Source organism: Shimia sp. MIT910701, assembly GCF_047126315.1.
In the GTDB taxonomy this organism is placed as follows: domain Bacteria; phylum Pseudomonadota; class Alphaproteobacteria; order Rhodobacterales; family Rhodobacteraceae; genus Shimia.
The window spans coordinates 4,409,883-4,423,704 of sequence record NZ_CP138953.1; the positions used below are offsets into that span (position 1 = coordinate 4,409,883).

The 13,822-nt window shown below is 58.7% G+C and carries 20 protein-coding genes; 10 read left to right on the forward strand and 10 right to left on the reverse strand.

Translation table 11 applies throughout. The features are described from left to right. Positions 1-39: 39 nt before the first annotated feature. From rpsP to SIB38_RS21675, 7 genes are all read left to right on the forward strand, one after another. Positions 40-405: a 30S ribosomal protein S16 gene (gene rpsP, locus SIB38_RS21645; protein WP_294112819.1), complete on the forward strand. Its 366-nt coding sequence runs from the start codon at positions 40-42 to the stop codon at positions 403-405. Between the two features lie 16 nt (positions 406-421). Beyond that, positions 422-1,051, forward strand: a complete 630-nt coding sequence (bluB, locus tag SIB38_RS21650; RefSeq protein WP_294112815.1) for a 5,6-dimethylbenzimidazole synthase — start codon at positions 422-424, stop codon at positions 1,049-1,051. A gap of 159 nt (positions 1,052-1,210) precedes the next feature. Then, positions 1,211-1,729, forward strand: coding sequence for a ribosome maturation factor RimM (gene rimM / locus SIB38_RS21655; RefSeq protein WP_294112813.1), 519 nt, complete (start codon positions 1,211-1,213; stop codon positions 1,727-1,729). A 4-nt stretch (positions 1,730-1,733) separates the two neighbouring features. Beyond that, complete coding sequence (locus tag SIB38_RS21660; protein WP_294112810.1) at positions 1,734-2,534, forward strand: hypothetical protein; 801 nt, start codon at positions 1,734-1,736, stop codon at positions 2,532-2,534. 80 nt (positions 2,535-2,614) lie between these two features. After that, positions 2,615-3,412: a tRNA (guanosine(37)-N1)-methyltransferase TrmD gene (gene trmD, locus SIB38_RS21665; protein WP_294112807.1), complete on the forward strand. Its 798-nt coding sequence runs from the start codon at positions 2,615-2,617 to the stop codon at positions 3,410-3,412. A gap of 72 nt (positions 3,413-3,484) precedes the next feature. Next, positions 3,485-3,820: a YegP family protein gene (locus SIB38_RS21670; RefSeq protein ID WP_294112805.1), complete on the forward strand. Its 336-nt coding sequence runs from the start codon at positions 3,485-3,487 to the stop codon at positions 3,818-3,820. 136 nt (positions 3,821-3,956) lie between these two features. After that, the gene (locus tag SIB38_RS21675; protein ID WP_412551020.1) at positions 3,957-4,904 is read left to right on the forward strand and encodes an alpha/beta hydrolase; all 948 of its coding nucleotides are present in this window, start codon (positions 3,957-3,959) and stop codon (positions 4,902-4,904) included. Positions 4,905-4,916: 12 nt separating this feature from the next. On the opposite strand, the gene SIB38_RS21680 is transcribed toward SIB38_RS21675, so the two are convergent. From SIB38_RS21680 to SIB38_RS21690, 3 genes are all read right to left on the reverse strand, one after another. Continuing rightward, a complete protein-coding gene (locus SIB38_RS21680) occupies positions 4,917-5,744 on the reverse strand; it encodes a glycoside hydrolase family 25 protein (protein ID WP_294112802.1) in 828 nt (275 codons plus the stop codon). Positions 5,745-5,835: 91 nt separating this feature from the next. Then, positions 5,836-6,225 carry a hypothetical protein gene (locus SIB38_RS21685; RefSeq protein ID WP_294112799.1) on the reverse strand — a complete coding sequence of 130 codons (390 nt, stop codon included), beginning with the start codon at positions 6,223-6,225 and terminating at the stop codon, positions 5,836-5,838. A gap of 70 nt (positions 6,226-6,295) precedes the next feature. Further along, positions 6,296-6,691, reverse strand: coding sequence for a MarR family winged helix-turn-helix transcriptional regulator (locus tag SIB38_RS21690; RefSeq protein ID WP_294112797.1), 396 nt, complete (start codon positions 6,689-6,691; stop codon positions 6,296-6,298). 307 nt (positions 6,692-6,998) lie between these two features. Here SIB38_RS21690 and rplS point away from each other — a divergent pair, with 307 nt between their 5' ends. Both rplS and rpmE read left to right on the forward strand, forming a co-directional pair. After that, entirely contained in the window at positions 6,999-7,373 is a 375-nt protein-coding gene (rplS, locus tag SIB38_RS21695; RefSeq protein ID WP_168591505.1) for a 50S ribosomal protein L19, read from the forward strand. Between the two features lie 11 nt (positions 7,374-7,384). After that, on the forward strand, positions 7,385-7,606 hold the full coding sequence (gene rpmE, locus SIB38_RS21700; RefSeq protein ID WP_093090590.1) for a 50S ribosomal protein L31: 222 nt from the start codon (positions 7,385-7,387) through the stop codon (positions 7,604-7,606). A 71-nt stretch (positions 7,607-7,677) separates the two neighbouring features. Here the strand turns inward: rpmE and SIB38_RS21705 are convergent, their stop codons facing one another. Together SIB38_RS21705 and SIB38_RS21710 are read right to left on the reverse strand one after the other, a co-directional pair. Further along, positions 7,678-8,322, reverse strand: coding sequence for a hypothetical protein (locus SIB38_RS21705; RefSeq protein WP_294112786.1), 645 nt, complete (start codon positions 8,320-8,322; stop codon positions 7,678-7,680). A gap of 102 nt (positions 8,323-8,424) precedes the next feature. Continuing rightward, positions 8,425-9,636, reverse strand: coding sequence for an MFS transporter (locus SIB38_RS21710; protein ID WP_412551021.1), 1,212 nt, complete (start codon positions 9,634-9,636; stop codon positions 8,425-8,427). A 132-nt stretch (positions 9,637-9,768) separates the two neighbouring features. Between SIB38_RS21710 and SIB38_RS21715 the strand changes: the two genes are divergently transcribed. Continuing rightward, entirely contained in the window at positions 9,769-10,683 is a 915-nt protein-coding gene (locus SIB38_RS21715) for an alpha/beta hydrolase (protein WP_412551022.1), read from the forward strand. 18 nt (positions 10,684-10,701) lie between these two features. Here SIB38_RS21715 and SIB38_RS21720 read toward each other — a convergent pair whose 3' ends face one another. The 5 genes from SIB38_RS21720 to SIB38_RS21740 form a co-directional block, all read right to left on the reverse strand. Continuing rightward, complete coding sequence (locus SIB38_RS21720) at positions 10,702-11,124, reverse strand: VOC family protein (RefSeq protein ID WP_168591509.1); 423 nt, start codon at positions 11,122-11,124, stop codon at positions 10,702-10,704. Positions 11,125-11,198: 74 nt separating this feature from the next. Further along, positions 11,199-11,735: a hypothetical protein gene (locus tag SIB38_RS21725; protein ID WP_412551023.1), complete on the reverse strand. Its 537-nt coding sequence runs from the start codon at positions 11,733-11,735 to the stop codon at positions 11,199-11,201. Between the two features lie 89 nt (positions 11,736-11,824). Next, positions 11,825-12,421, reverse strand: a complete 597-nt coding sequence (locus SIB38_RS21730; protein WP_294112775.1) for a TetR/AcrR family transcriptional regulator — start codon at positions 12,419-12,421, stop codon at positions 11,825-11,827. A 34-nt stretch (positions 12,422-12,455) separates the two neighbouring features. After that, positions 12,456-12,977 (reverse strand): SRPBCC family protein, encoded by a 522-nt coding sequence (locus SIB38_RS21735; RefSeq protein WP_412551024.1) that lies wholly within the window; start codon positions 12,975-12,977, stop codon positions 12,456-12,458. Between the two features lie 179 nt (positions 12,978-13,156). Next, entirely contained in the window at positions 13,157-13,648 is a 492-nt protein-coding gene (locus SIB38_RS21740; RefSeq protein WP_294112771.1) for a hypothetical protein, read from the reverse strand. Positions 13,649-13,822 lie beyond the last annotated feature (174 nt).

The following is a 13,822-nucleotide window of genomic DNA, read 5'->3' on the forward strand; positions in this document are numbered from 1 at the left end:
ACGCACCCCGGTGCACACGCCATATTAGGAGATAACACCATGGCTATGAAAATTCGTCTCGCCCGCGGCGGTTCCAAAAAGCGTCCTTTCTACCGTGTCGTAGCAGCGGACTCCCGCATGCCACGTGACGGCCGCTTCATCGAGAAGCTGGGCACCTACAACCCACTGCTGCCAAAAGACAGCGAAGAGCGCGTGAAGCTGAACATGGAACGCGTTCAGTACTGGCTGGACCAGGGCGCACAGCCGTCTGACCGTGTGTCCCGCTTCCTGGAAGCTGCCGGTGTTGTCGCCAAGAAAGAGCGCAACAACCCTAAGAAAGCCGAGCCAGGCCAGAAAGCCAAGGACCGCGCAGAAGAGAAAGCTGCAAAAGCAGCCGAAGCCGCTGAAGCAGCAGCTGAAGAGTAAGACGGACAGTCCCGGAATGACCGAATTCACATCTGAGTTCCGGGACGATCTGCAACGGCTCATGCAGTGGCGGCGCGATGTGCGCCGCTTCCGCACCGATCCGGTGGACGAGGCACTTCTTAAGGAGTGCCTCGACACGTTTCTACTGGCCCCCTCTGTGGGACTGTCAGAGCCCTGGCGCGTGATCCGCGTGGAAAGCGATCAAGCCCGCGCCGCCGCGCTCAAAAACTACGAAGCCGCCAATGCCGAGGCCCTGAAAGGCTATGACGGCGACCGCGCAGCCCTTTACGCAAATCTCAAACTCTCCGGCATGCAGGAATCGCCTGTGCAACTGGCGATCTACTGCGATGACGCCACCGCCAAAGGCCAAGGTCTTGGTGCGGCGACCATGCCCGAAATGCGCCGCTATTCCGTGGTTGGTGCGATCACCCAATTCTGGCTCACCGCCCGCAGTTTTGGGCTGGGCGTTGGCTGGGTCTCCATCCTGGACCCCGCGCAACTCAACCGCGATCTGGATGTGCCCTCCGAGTGGTCATTGGTTGCCTACCTCTGCGTTGGCTGGCCCGAAGAGCTCTCTGACACACCCGAGCTGGCCAAAGCTGGCTGGGAAAACCGGGATAACACGTTGCCCATTCAGTCGCGCTGATTTTGGACCGGGCAAAGCCCGGGCCGCGCCCGACCCTCCCCACGGGATGGCGCTTTCAGCACCCACCCAGGGTCAGGCGCGCCCCTCCTCGAGATTCGCTCCCTTGCACCTCCGCCCGCAATCGGAGAAAACAAACGCAAGCAATGCAAAGGCCGCCCCATGAGCGACACCCCCTCTGAACTCATCTGCGTTGGCGCCATTGGTGGCGCCTATGGCGTACACGGCGAAGTCCGCCTCAAAAGTTTCACCGCCGAGGCCGACGCCCTCGAAGACTATGCCCCGCTGCTGACCGAAGACGGCGCTTTTGAGTTTGACATCGCCATCACAAGATCCATCAAAAACGGCCTCGCCGCGCGGCTTTCCGGCATCGCAACCAAAGAGCAAGCCGACGCGCTCAAAGGCGTGAAGCTCTTTGTCCCACGCGATCGCCTGCCGGAAACTGAGGACGATGAATATTACTACACAGATCTCGTGGGCCTTGAGGTGCGTGACACCGGCGGCAACGTGCTAGGTAAAGTGAAAAACGTGCTCAACCACGGCGCTGCGGACCTCTTAGAAGTCCTGCCCCCAAAAACCTCGGAAACCGTGTTTCTGCCTTTCACCCTAGCCAATGTCCCCACCGTGGACATCTCCGCAGGCCGCATCATCGCCGATCCCCCCGAAGGCTTGTTTGACTGACCCTATGCGCCTCTTGTTCCACACCGGCTTTCACAAAACCGGCACCACCAGCTTGCAATATGGCCTGCAACGCAATCGCAAACAGCTAGAGCCGCACCTGCGCATCGTGCTCTATGACGATGTGACCGCCTCGGTGAACGCCGCGCGTGACTTTTCCGCCGACCGCACCCCTGAGAAACTGCGCCGCTTTTGCAAACGCCTGAATACGTTTCTGAAAACGCTCGATCCTACGGACCCGCGCCCCGTCGCAATCAGCTCTGAGGATTTCTGTGGCCATATGCCCGGCCGCGCAGGGCTTACCAGCTACACCGCCGCCCCAATCCTGATGCGCGCGCTCACCATGACCACGCTGGAAACCCTCGGTCCCGGCACCGACTTGTCGCTGATGCTGTCCCTGCGCAATCCAGACAGCTGGCTCAAAAGTTGCTATGCTCAGCATTTGCGGGTGATCCGCATGACCGATCCGTGGGAGGTCTATGCCAGAGCTTATGCCGAATCCGCTGACCTCACCGCCATCGCAGACCGTGTCGAAGCCCAAATTGGCACCGTGCCGCTCATCCGCGCACCACTTGAGGACAGCAAGGCCCACCCGCTTGGCCCCATGGCGCCCTTTTTGGCCGCCTTCGATCTGCCGCAAGACGTACTGGACAACCTGAAGATTCCGGAACAGGCCAACCCCAAAGATCCGCAGGAATTGCAGGACCTCTACTTAGAAGCCAATCAATCTGACCTGCCAGACATTGAGGTGCGCGACGCCAAAGTGGCCGCCCGCAGGGTCTGGATGGAAAACGTCTACCAGGGCTAATGGCCCCTGTTTTCACTGGACCTATAGGATGTTTTAGGCCACAGACCAGCGCAACCCCGTGATCACGCAAAGGCCCACCCGTGTCTGACAAACCCAAATCCCATGGCCGCCTGTCCATCTCCGCCTCGCTCAAACCGCGCGAGCTGATCACACACAATCCGCGCCTCGCCAAAGTCTGGTCCGCGCGCATCATCACCCTGTTTCCCGATGCCTTCCCCGGCGTCTTGGGCGAAAGCCTCACCGGCAAAGCGCTCAAAGATGGCAAGTGGCAGATCGAGACCACCAACCTGCGCGACTTCGGCCTGACCAAACACCGCAATGTGGACGACACGCCTGCTGGCGGCGGCGCGGGCATGGTGCTGCGCCCGGATGTGCTTGGCCCCGCAATTGAGCACACCATGCGCGGCGCACGTGGCAACTGGCCATTGGTCTACCTCTCCCCGCGCGGGCGTCGGTTTGACCAAAAAATGGCCCGCGCTTGGTCACAGGCGGACGGCATCACCATGCTTTGCGGCCGCTTTGAAGGCGTCGATCAGCGCGTGCTGGACCACTACAACATTCAAGAAGTCAGCCTCGGCGACTTTGTCCTCACCGGCGGCGAAATTGCCGCGCAAGCCATGATCGACGCCACCGTGCGCCTGCTGCCGTCTGTGCTCGGCAACGCCGACAGCATCGAAGATGAAAGCCACTCCAACGGCTTGCTAGAGCACCCGCAATACACCAAACCCGCCGAGTGGCAGGGGCACAAAATCCCGGATGTGCTGATGTCCGGCCACCACGCCAACATCGAAAAATGGCGCCACGAGATGGCCGAGGAGATCACCAGGACCCGCCGCCCAGACATGTGGGCCGCTTATGAGGCCGACGAAGACAGGTAACCAAATCCTTGCGCCCCGGCCCCAGTCCATGTTTTTGTTCGCGCATAGTAATTTTGCACAGGGACCACAGACATGGCCGCCAAATTCGAGCTCTACACCGACAAAGCTGGTGAATTCCGTTTCCGCCTGAAAGCAGGCAACGGCGAAAACATCCTCGCTTCCGAAGGCTACAAACAGAAAGCCAGCTGTGAAAACGGCATCGAGTCCGTGAAAAAGAACGCTGGCGAAGACGCGCGCTACGAGCGCAAGGAAACCGCTTCCGGCAAATTCATGTTCAACCTGAAAGCCACCAATGGTCAGGTGATCGGGACATCGCAGAGCTACACCAGCGCCTCTGGTCGCGACAACGGCATTGAAAGCGTCATGCGCAACGCGCCGGATGCCGCAGTGGTCGAAATCGAAGACTAACACCTCAAAGAGGTGCCAGCTGGCCTGGCACCTCACGCCAGACCTTTTTGGGTCATCGTTTCAAATCCAGACGGCACCTCCAGCCATTCCGGCGTCGGCAACTGCACCTCTTCCCCATTCAGAGAGATTTACCGCTTTGTTCGCACGCCTTTGCCGTATTGCGCTGCTCAGTCTTGCGCTGCCCGCCGCTTCCGCACATTCCGACGAAATACAGATACCGGGACCATCTGGCCCTCTGGGTGCGGAACTGCTCGCCGCCGAAAACGCCCGCGATCTTGTGATTACAATTCCCGGATCTGGGCCCATCGACAGAGACGGCAACGCGCCCAATATGGGGCTGGCCTCTGACGTCTACAAACTTCTCTCAGAAGCGCTTTACGCAAAAGCCGTGTCCAGTTTGCGCATCGACAAACGCGGTTTCTTCAGCAGCGCCGCCGCGATCGACGATCCAAACGACGTGACAATCGCAGCCTATGCTGAGGACGTACGCAACTGGATCAAATGGGCCGCACCACAAGCAGAGTGCGTCTGGCTGGCTGGGCATTCCGAAGGAGGGCTGGTGTCTTTGGCCGCGGCACAGGAGCCGATTGAGGGGCTCTGCGGGGTGATCCTACTGGCTGCTCCCGGACGGCCGATTGGCACCCTTATGAAAGAGCAATTCGCAAATAACCCTTATAATGCGCCGATTCTTGAGGACCTAAACAACATTGTGACCACCTTAGAAACGGGATCTGAGGTCCCTCAAAAGGACATTCCCGGCCCGGTGCGCACGCTGTTTTCCCCAGGCGTACAGCGGTTTATGATTGACCTCTTCACATACGATCCAGCCCAGCTTGCCGCCACGTGGTCAGGTCCAACTCTCATCTTACAAGGCGATGCAGACGTGCAAGTCACGCCGGTAGATGCCGCTCTACTGACTGCGAACTTGCCCAACGCCACCTCCGCTGCTTTGCCAAACGGCACGCACACTCTCAAACTTGACGTGCCAGGGTCCCCGTTTTCCACCTACACAAACCCTGCGCTTCCCCTGCATCCGGAGTTGGTTGACCACATTGTTGACTTTCTGAGCGCGCATCGCCCCTGATACGCAGGCCGATTATCGGCCCTCTCGCCACCGCACCCAGGCTTCCGGAGTGCCTCGAAACACGTTGATGTCCACCTTGCCTGCGATCCCGGGCACCAGACCGGTGCCTGTGTATTGCCAGAACGTCCAGCGCGCACCGGGATAGACCTTTTGCGGATGCCCTGCGACCGAACGCAGCCAGAACTCCGTGCCGCCAAGGGTGCCAATTCCGGTGTCCTGGAAAAAATCCACGGTGGTGTAAACAATCGGCCGCCGCCCATAGTGCGCTTCCAAAATCGACAGGAACTTGCGCGCCTCGCTGCGCACTTTGCTACCGCTGGGCCGTAACCGGCATGTGCGCGACTGCGGTGTCCACTCCATGTCCAAAACATGCGGCAATGGCGCGCCACGCGGCACGTTCTTAATGAACCAGGCCGCCTGCTCCTCGGCTGGGCGACAGAAATAATAGTAGTGATAGCCGCCCCACGGGATGCCCGCATTGGCCGCCCCGGCGCGATGTGTATCAAACAGCGGGTCCGCCAGATCCCCGCCCTCCGTGGCTTTAAGAAACGCAAAACTGACTCCAGCCCGCTGCGCCTCCTGCCAGTTGATGCTGGTCTGCCAGCGCGACACATCAATACCATGCACCGGATAGGTCTCCGGAGGCCGCCGGTCCCATTCATGCGGATCTGCATCGCCAAATGTCGGATAGGTCACCACCTGTGCCGCCAAAGCCCGCACCCGCGCGGCCTCTTCCGCGGCTGCTTGCTGCGCTGCCTGCGCCGCTGGATCATCCGGCCCCGACCGGCCACAGCTCGCCACCACCAACAACGCCAACAAACCTGTCTTGAAAACCCGCATCTCACACCTGACCAAACCACTGCGCCCCCTCAGTAAACCGAGAGAGCGCCGCGTTTGGCAAGCAAAGCTTTCCTCAAAAGCGATGCCCCGCCTATGCTGCCTTTTTCGCCGCCAAAAACGCCTCTTTGGCCTGATGCCCCTTCAAGGCTGGCAGGCCAATCGCATGGACACTCAGCACGCCCAATTTGTTGAGCGCCGCAAACACCAGTGCATCCATGAACCAGGCCATAGGTGTGCCTAGACTGCCCCAGAACGCAGGCAGCTCAGCAAAACCTGCAAACAGGTAATGGCCCGTGGCTGCATGAACCGCCAGCCCAATCCAGAACCCGGCGCAGTAGGGACAGCGCCACTGCTCATAAAGCGTCTGCAAGGGGTGTGGCAGCAGCTTGAGAGCGCGGTTAAACCACGCGCCCCAGTGTGGCAGGTGTTCCCAAAACAGCTGATGTATCGCGATCCCCAACAAGAGGTTTTCTATCGTCATGATCGTCTCCTTTATTTAGTTTGCCTAACTTACTTTTTATACCGTACTTCAGACCGACCGCCCCTCCGCCCTACAGGCTCAGGGTGTCACCGATCTCGTCGTTTATCTGTGTCGCAATCTGCTCATAGACCCGCGCGCCCCGGGCCAGTTTCACCTGCCCCTCCGGTGTCAGCACGATGTGCTGTGCCCGCGCGTCCATCATGCATTGAAACCGCGTCACCCAGCCCCGTGTCTCCAGCTTAGAGATCATCGTGCTTGCGCTGGCCTTGGTGACCCCAAGCGCGTCAACGATGTCCTGCAAATGCTGGCCGTGTTTGTCCTCATAGCGCTGGAGGTCCGCCTGTTCCTGAACCGCACTCAGATACTCAAACTCGCTGAAGCTCAGCTCCAGATCCCGCGCCGCCTTGGCCCAGGCCCGATGACAGGCTTGGTGTACCTTCTGTAGTTTTTTGGCGAGGTCTGACATGCGAATCCAATATAGTTCGCCAAGCTAACTATTCTATTCCCCTTCCACTGTCAAACCCCTTGCACGCTTGGCTCATCTGCCCTAAACACCGCCTGTCCGCGGCTCTCATGAGTCGTTCGGGCCTGCTGTGCATTGCATGGGGCTTGGGTTTCTTCGCTCAAAACCGCAACAAAGCAGCAGAGGAAGACAAGAAAAGACGACCTGACCCTCTGGCGGGCGCTTCGCGCGGACCCGGAAGAAGACCAAGAGTTCTGAGGTGCATCAAACCTTTGTGGGCCAAACCACAAGCATTATAGGAGATGATCCAATGGATCTGATCGCACAGCTCGAAGCGGAGCAGATTGCTGCGCTGGGGAAAGACATCCCCGATTTCAAAGCCGGTGACACCATCCGTGTTGGCTTTAAAGTGACCGAAGGGTCCCGCACCCGTGTGCAGAACTACGAAGGCGTCTGCATCAGCCGCAAAAACGGCTCCGGCATCGCTGGCTCGTTCACTGTTCGCAAAATTTCCTTCGGCGAAGGCGTGGAGCGTGTGTTCCCGCTGCACTCCACCAACATCGACAGCATCACTGTTGTGCGTCGTGGTCGTGTCCGTCGCGCGAAGCTGTACTACCTGCGCTCCCGTCGTGGTAAGTCCGCGCGTATCGCAGAAGACACCAACTACAAGCCCAAAAAAGCGTAAGGAGTGGTCTCATGAAAAAAGATACCCATCCCGATTACCACTTCATCGACGTGAAAATGACCGATGGCACCATCATCAAGATGCGTTCCACCTACGGCAACGAAGGCGACACTCTGGCGCTCGACGTGGACCCATCCGTGCACCCAGCATGGAACGGTGGCTCCACCCGTCTGATGGACGCCGGTGGCCGCGTGTCCAAGTTCAAAAAGAAATACGAAGGCCTGGGCTTCTAAGCTTAGCTGCATTCGTTTCAGAAACGCCGCCTCCCTCGGGGCGGCGTTTTTTGTTGGGAGCGGGCCCGCGGTTAAGCTTCCACCGTCTCCGGCACTGCGCGCCTCGCCCGATACCTTGCATAGAGGAACATCCCAAACCCGGCGCTGGTCTCCAGGATTTCCTCCATCTCTACCGCCAGATGTTTGAACCCCAGCACATGCGCATCAATCATCATCGCGACGGCCACCGCCAAACAGGCGACAACGCCAAGACTGTCCTCTGCATCCCAGCGCCAGGAAAACCTGCGCGCCATGTGGTAAATGCCCCACAGCGCCAGTCCAACAAGCACCAGCAACAGCGCCAGATGCGCCACTTTGCCGAGACCCAGCACCTCTTTGGGCACAATCCGCAGGAACTCGATCAGGTCATGCGCCCCGTCGATTTTCACCCCGCCCACACTTGGCTCGACAAAGCCAAAAATCCGCTCGCCAAAGCTGATCTCATCCAGTGCTGCCAGCAGGCACAATGCTCCAACGGCAATATCCTTAGTGGTGCGCGGACTAACACGCAGCAAAAGCACAAAGGCGGCAGCGGCAAAGAACAGGAACGAAGCCCATTCAATCCACTGGTCTTCGTTCATCCAAAAACCACGCCATGCCGGAAAAACCGCCCAGGCAACCACCAAACTCAGAAAGAAAACCGCCAGCGCGATGTGATGCCTGATCAACCTCGTCATGTGTTCTCAATGCCCTGCTCTGTCTAAGCCCCCACGGCGTCTTTACAGGCCTGCTGCTCGTGCAAGCCAGTCTGCAAGGCGAACCGAAGACCTGTCAACGCTTTAGGCCGCCGCCACACGCCCTCCCCGCGTGCGCAGCAAAATCATGCCCATGATGGCAATGTTCAGCGCATTCCAGGCAATGCCATTCACAAAGGCCAGCTCATAGCTGCCGCTCACGTCGTAGATCCAGCCCGACATCCAGCCGCCCAGCGCCATGCCCAAAATGGTCGCCATCATCACAAAACCGACCCGGCTTCCGGCCTCCTTGGCAGGCATATACTCCCGCACGACCAGCGCATAGGCTGGCACAATTCCGCCCTGCGCCAATCCGAAAGCCAGACTGACCAGATACAGCGGCACCAGCCCATCAAACGGCAGAAACAGGAACAGCGCCCCCATCTGCAACACTGAGCCAATCAACAGCGTCAGCACGCCGCCCAGCTTATCCGCCACCAACCCGCTGATCAGGCGGCTGACCACGCCGCCCATCAACATCAGCGCCAGCATCTCCGCGCCCACGGCCGCACCATAGCCAAGGTCCACGCAAAAGCTCACGATATGCACCTGCGGCATGCTCATCGCCACGCAACAGCCAATCCCCGCCAGCCCCAAGATCCACATCAACGGCGCCGGCTTGAACGGCGCCCCCGCCTGCCGCGCCTGCGCCGCGCTGTCCTGTGCTGCCAAAGCCTCGGCAGGCACCTTAGGGCGCAGCAGGAAAGCCAGAGGCGCCACCGCCACAACGGTCATCACGGCCAGCACCACAAACACCGCGCGCCAGCCATGTGTGCTCAACACGCCACTCAGTAAAACCGGCCAGATCGCGCCGGACAGGTAATTGCCACTGGCCGCAATCGCCACTGCAATCCCGCGCCGCTTCTGAAACCACAGCGACACATCCGCGATCAGCGGCCCAAAGCCCACCGCCGTGCCAAATCCCAAAAACAGATGCACAAACGAGAGCATCAGCACCGAGCCACTTAACGCCGCCGCCCCATAGCTCACTGCACTGAGCACCGCCGCGCCGATGAGCGCCTTGGTCACGCCCCAGCGATCCACTGCCTGCCCAATGGCAAAATTGCCCAACGCAAAGCCAATCATGGTCAGCACATAGGGCAGCGAGGCATCCGCCCGATCGATGCCAAACTCCTCCTGCACCGCAGGCATCACCACAATCACCGCCCACATGCCGACATTGGCAAACACGCCAATCAACAAAGTGATGGCGAGGCGGATCCAGCTGTAGCGGCTATCAAGAACGGGATGTGTCATGGCGCCACGCTAGGGCGCACACGCGCAGGTGTATAGGGCCAGACTGCCAAGTGCCTCCAGCCACGCCACACCGTCATTTTGCGAAATCCGGGTTCCGTGCCACACTCAGGCTTTTGAGTGAAAGGTTTTACGATGGCTCTGTTTTTCTCGCGCCGGACATACAACGCGCAAAAGAAGAAATTTACCGACAACCCCGCCGCCCTCACCCGCTATGTCTCGATCACCGAAGAAAGGGGCAACGGCGCGGTGCGCAAAGGCGACATACTACCCAAGGCAGATTGGCTCAAACTGGTGCAGCAGGCCGGCGGGACCAAAGACATCCTAATCTATGTGCACGGGTTCAACACCTCACAAAAGGACATGCTCGACCGTCTGGGAAAAATTGAAACCGGTGTAAAAGCCCACGGTTTTCAGGGCGCGGTGATTGCCTATGACTGGCCAAGCGACGGCACGGTGCTCGCCTACAACGCGGACCGCAGTGATGCCAAAAAGACCGCCCCGCATCTTGTGGAAGACGGCATCTTGCCGCTGCTGGCTCTCACGCCGCGCCCCAAAATCCACCTCATCGCCCACTCCATGGGCGGGCTGGTTGTGTTGCGCGGCTTCTCCGACTTTGGCGATTCCGTCGGCCACTGGGGCATTGATCAGGTCATGTTCTGTTCTGCGGACATCGACGCCACATGGCTGGAAAAAGGCGCCTGGGGCGGGCTGGTGCTGGATGAACGCAGCAAACGCTTCACCAACTACTACAGCGGACGAGACCGCGTCCTTGCCCTAGCCGGCGGGCTGATCAACGGCGGCCGCGAGCGCGCGGGCCACGTTGGCATGCCGTCTCCCGTCACCAAAGGCCACTGGGAAATCTACTGCAACGAACAATACAAAAAGCACGTGCCCGACGCACAGCAAACCATGGTCTATTCCCACCGCTGGTGGTTTGACAACGACGGCTTCTACAAAGACCTCGCCCTCACCATGGCGGGCAAAGACGCCAAAACCATGCCCACGCGCCGCCCTACCAATCAAGCTGATCTGGCGCTGCTGACTTGACCCAACCGGGCGGTGCTTTTACGCGCCGCCCACCTGCTGATGCACCTCAATCACATTGCCCTCAGGATCCTGAAAAAACACCTGATGCCACTCTTTGGCAAAAGCCGTGCCGTAATCCGAATAGGGCACGCCATTTTCCTCCAGCACTTTCAGAAACGCCGGCAGATCATCGGTGCGAAAGGCAATATGCCCACGATCCACCGGATTGATCACCTGCCCGTTTACAAAGGCCACATCCAGCCGCCGCTCCGCCAGATGCATCTGCATATCCCCATCGGTGGCAAAGCGGATCTGCCCGTCATACCCACTCTCGCTGTCCGCCTCCGTGCGCGGGAATTCCTCTTGCGGAATATCGTCCAGCCCCAACACTTTGGTGTAGAAGTCATGCAGCCGATCCACATCTTTGGAGACAAAGTTGATGTGGTGAAATTCGAGTTTCATGGGCGGCTCCTGTACGGCGTTTTTTTGCATAGAGGCAAAGGCTTGCAACATATACAAGCCCGGCGAGCGCCCCGTCACAATCTATTGGTAAGCGTTACACCCCACTCCGATGCGGCTTGCACCTCATCAACAACGGGAACACCGTAGTTTCGTGGCCGCCACTTCTCACCATTGAAGTTCTTCCAAGAGTTTTGCTCTTCGGCCCAGGTGTGTAGTTGCGTTTCACAAGCCAAACGCAGTGCGCCATCCTCCAGCCTCGGATCCGTTGACAAAACAAAAGTCTCTAACCCCAGATCGCCCCAGTCTCGGGCATGGTCGGCCAGCGGTCCACGCCTTTGAGCACGACTTCCTGTGCCTACCTTCATACTGCGCATCCAACCGGCATGCCCCTTGTGCCGACTATGGATGTTTTTGGAAATACCAATGCGAATGCCACGTACGGGCCAGATCACCTCACAATAGACCCCATGGGATTTAGGAAGGGCATCAGCGGGGCTCCGTCCCTGCGTCCAATTCATATCGAAAAAAATGTCTTCAATAACCATAAAACAAATCACTTCACCAATTGCGTCAGCACAGTTAGCGAAATGATGGGGCCGCAAATTGGTCACTATGAGACAATTTCAGGGTTGCCTTCTAGTGTGTTCCCCTGATCTCTAACCAACAAAAACACAAATGGGTTACAATAACGCAGTCCACTCTACCCAGTCTGCCCCGCCAAACCAAACAGCAACACCCGAGTGTTCGCCGCCAGCCACTCTTCTGCATAGGCCTCGTCGTTGAGCACGGTCTTGCCGTCCCCCTTCATAGTAGCCGCATACATTATCTGGTTGCCAAGCCGATCCAACACCATGCCGGTGATCAACTCCACCTCCAGCTCCGCATCCACAAAGCCCGCCTCCTGCGCCGCGCGCAAATAGGCTGCGAAGCCTTCGTGATAGCGTGCGCCGCCCACAAACCCGCGGTTTTCCCGCACCAGAATGCGAAACACCGGCGCCTGCGCAATCAACGCCCGGAAGGTCTCAGAGATAAACATCTCCAGACGCAGGCGCATTTCCTCGGCCGTCTTCGGCGGTTTGGAAATCAGCCGCAGCGGCACATCAAATGTTGCGGCGGTGAACTCATCAATGATGGCGTTGAACAACCCCTCTTTGTTGCCAAAGTAGTGGTGGATCATTGTCGAGCTGGCATCCGCCGCCTTGCAAATTTCACGCACCGAGGCCCCGGCATAACCGCGCTCCGCAAACAGCGTTTTACCCGCGTCAATCAAGCGCGCCTTGATGGATGTGTCCTGCATATGACCTCCCATTCCCGCGCGCCTGACGCACGGCTCAGGCCGCCAAAGCCGCCTCGGATTTGATTTTTTCTACCTTCCTCGGATGCGGTTGGCCAGTCTCCACAAAGTGCTGAATTTCCTCAAGACTGCGGATAAATCCGGCGTCCATGCTGTTGGTCAGCATCCGGCGCATCGGTTTGGCAAACCACTTTGGCGTCGCCTCTCCGATCCAGGTCACCTCACAGGTCGCATCACTGATCGCCCGTACGGTCACGGTCGAGGTATAGCCCTTCATTGGCATCGCCTTGGGTCCATGGTGAAGGGTCACATCGACACAGATGGTCATCGCCTCGGGATCAAACTTGGTCAGCACCTCCTCCTGATACATCGGCGCAAATTTCTGCACCAAATAGGAGTTGCGACCCTTGGCGGGTGCCCCCGGCAACGCAGGTCCTTCAATGGCCTCGGCCCGCGGGATCGCCGCCATCCAGCGGTCCACGGCGACAAACTCATCCCCAATCAGGTTCCACGCCGCAGAGGCTGGGGCTTTCACAGTTACGGAATTGATAGACGGCATGACGCGACCTTTCGTTTGCAAAACATTATCTAACAATCGTTATATATGATCGATAATTTGATAAGTCAACTGAGTCGTTCAATGTCCCAAACGCACAGCACAGGGCCCTGCCCAACGGCAGCCCCTGCATAGATCACATGTAAACTTAGATTGCGCGGCGCCGACCTGCGCCCATCACGTCAGCCTTTGGAGGCCTCAGCGGTCTGAACCACCTGCTGCTGAAACGGCGGCTCGCCAAAGCTCTTGAACTCACCGGTGTCCGAGTTGAACGCCCACCGCGCCACCAACAACTGATATTCCTTGTCATAGAGGTTGGGCTCTTGCTCATCCTCTACGACCCGTGTGCGCCAAGACCCCTGCACGCGGGTTGGCACATAGACGTCCTTACGGGTTGGCGCCTTGTAGCCCTTGGGAATGCGGTAGTTGGCATTCTCCCACTTCCGCTTGAGCAACGCCACCAGTTCCGCCGCCTCCCGCTTACGGCGGCCCGCAAAAATCACATTGATCTCCACATCGTTTTGTACCAGCCCCTTGATGATCACATCGTCACGGGAGTTTTTGGAAAACTTCGGAATCAGATTCACCACCAACTCGGTTGGCGGTTTTTTGAACAACCCGCCATCCTCATAGGCGGGTGTGATCAGTGATGGGTTTTCGATGCGTTTCTTCAAAGTCCTGGTCCGCTGCTGCGTGGGGCCGATGCCCGTTCGTGCTGCGCCAATAGTCTTCCAAACGCCTTAACAATTTGTTGGCGGCAGAGGCAGATCGCCGCAGTTTTCTGTGCGCAAATGCGCGAGCTGCGCGATGAGCCTCTCCAAATCGCCACCGTCGCAAAACAGTCGCGA

Coding starts and splice junctions, on each gene's coding strand:
- rpsP (WP_294112819.1), top strand. CDS start 40: ATGGCTATGAAAATTCGTCTCGCCCGCGGCGGTTCCAAAAAGCGTCCT.
- bluB (WP_294112815.1), top strand. CDS start 422: ATGACCGAATTCACATCTGAGTTCCGGGACGATCTGCAACGGCTCATG.
- rimM (WP_294112813.1), top strand. CDS start 1,211: ATGAGCGACACCCCCTCTGAACTCATCTGCGTTGGCGCCATTGGTGGC.
- SIB38_RS21660 (WP_294112810.1), top strand. CDS start 1,734: ATGCGCCTCTTGTTCCACACCGGCTTTCACAAAACCGGCACCACCAGC.
- SIB38_RS21670 (WP_294112805.1), top strand. CDS start 3,485: ATGGCCGCCAAATTCGAGCTCTACACCGACAAAGCTGGTGAATTCCGT.
- SIB38_RS21680 (WP_294112802.1), bottom strand. CDS start 5,744: ATGCGGGTTTTCAAGACAGGTTTGTTGGCGTTGTTGGTGGTGGCGAGC.
- SIB38_RS21685 (WP_294112799.1), bottom strand. CDS start 6,225: ATGACGATAGAAAACCTCTTGTTGGGGATCGCGATACATCAGCTGTTT.
- SIB38_RS21690 (WP_294112797.1), bottom strand. CDS start 6,691: ATGTCAGACCTCGCCAAAAAACTACAGAAGGTACACCAAGCCTGTCAT.
- rplS (WP_168591505.1), top strand. CDS start 6,999: ATGGATCTGATCGCACAGCTCGAAGCGGAGCAGATTGCTGCGCTGGGG.
- rpmE (WP_093090590.1), top strand. CDS start 7,385: ATGAAAAAAGATACCCATCCCGATTACCACTTCATCGACGTGAAAATG.
- SIB38_RS21705 (WP_294112786.1), bottom strand. CDS start 8,322: ATGACGAGGTTGATCAGGCATCACATCGCGCTGGCGGTTTTCTTTCTG.
- SIB38_RS21710 (WP_412551021.1), bottom strand. CDS start 9,636: ATGACACATCCCGTTCTTGATAGCCGCTACAGCTGGATCCGCCTCGCC.
- SIB38_RS21715 (WP_412551022.1), top strand. CDS start 9,769: ATGGCTCTGTTTTTCTCGCGCCGGACATACAACGCGCAAAAGAAGAAA.
- SIB38_RS21720 (WP_168591509.1), bottom strand. CDS start 11,124: ATGAAACTCGAATTTCACCACATCAACTTTGTCTCCAAAGATGTGGAT.
- SIB38_RS21730 (WP_294112775.1), bottom strand. CDS start 12,421: ATGCAGGACACATCCATCAAGGCGCGCTTGATTGACGCGGGTAAAACG.
- SIB38_RS21735 (WP_412551024.1), bottom strand. CDS start 12,977: ATGCCGTCTATCAATTCCGTAACTGTGAAAGCCCCAGCCTCTGCGGCG.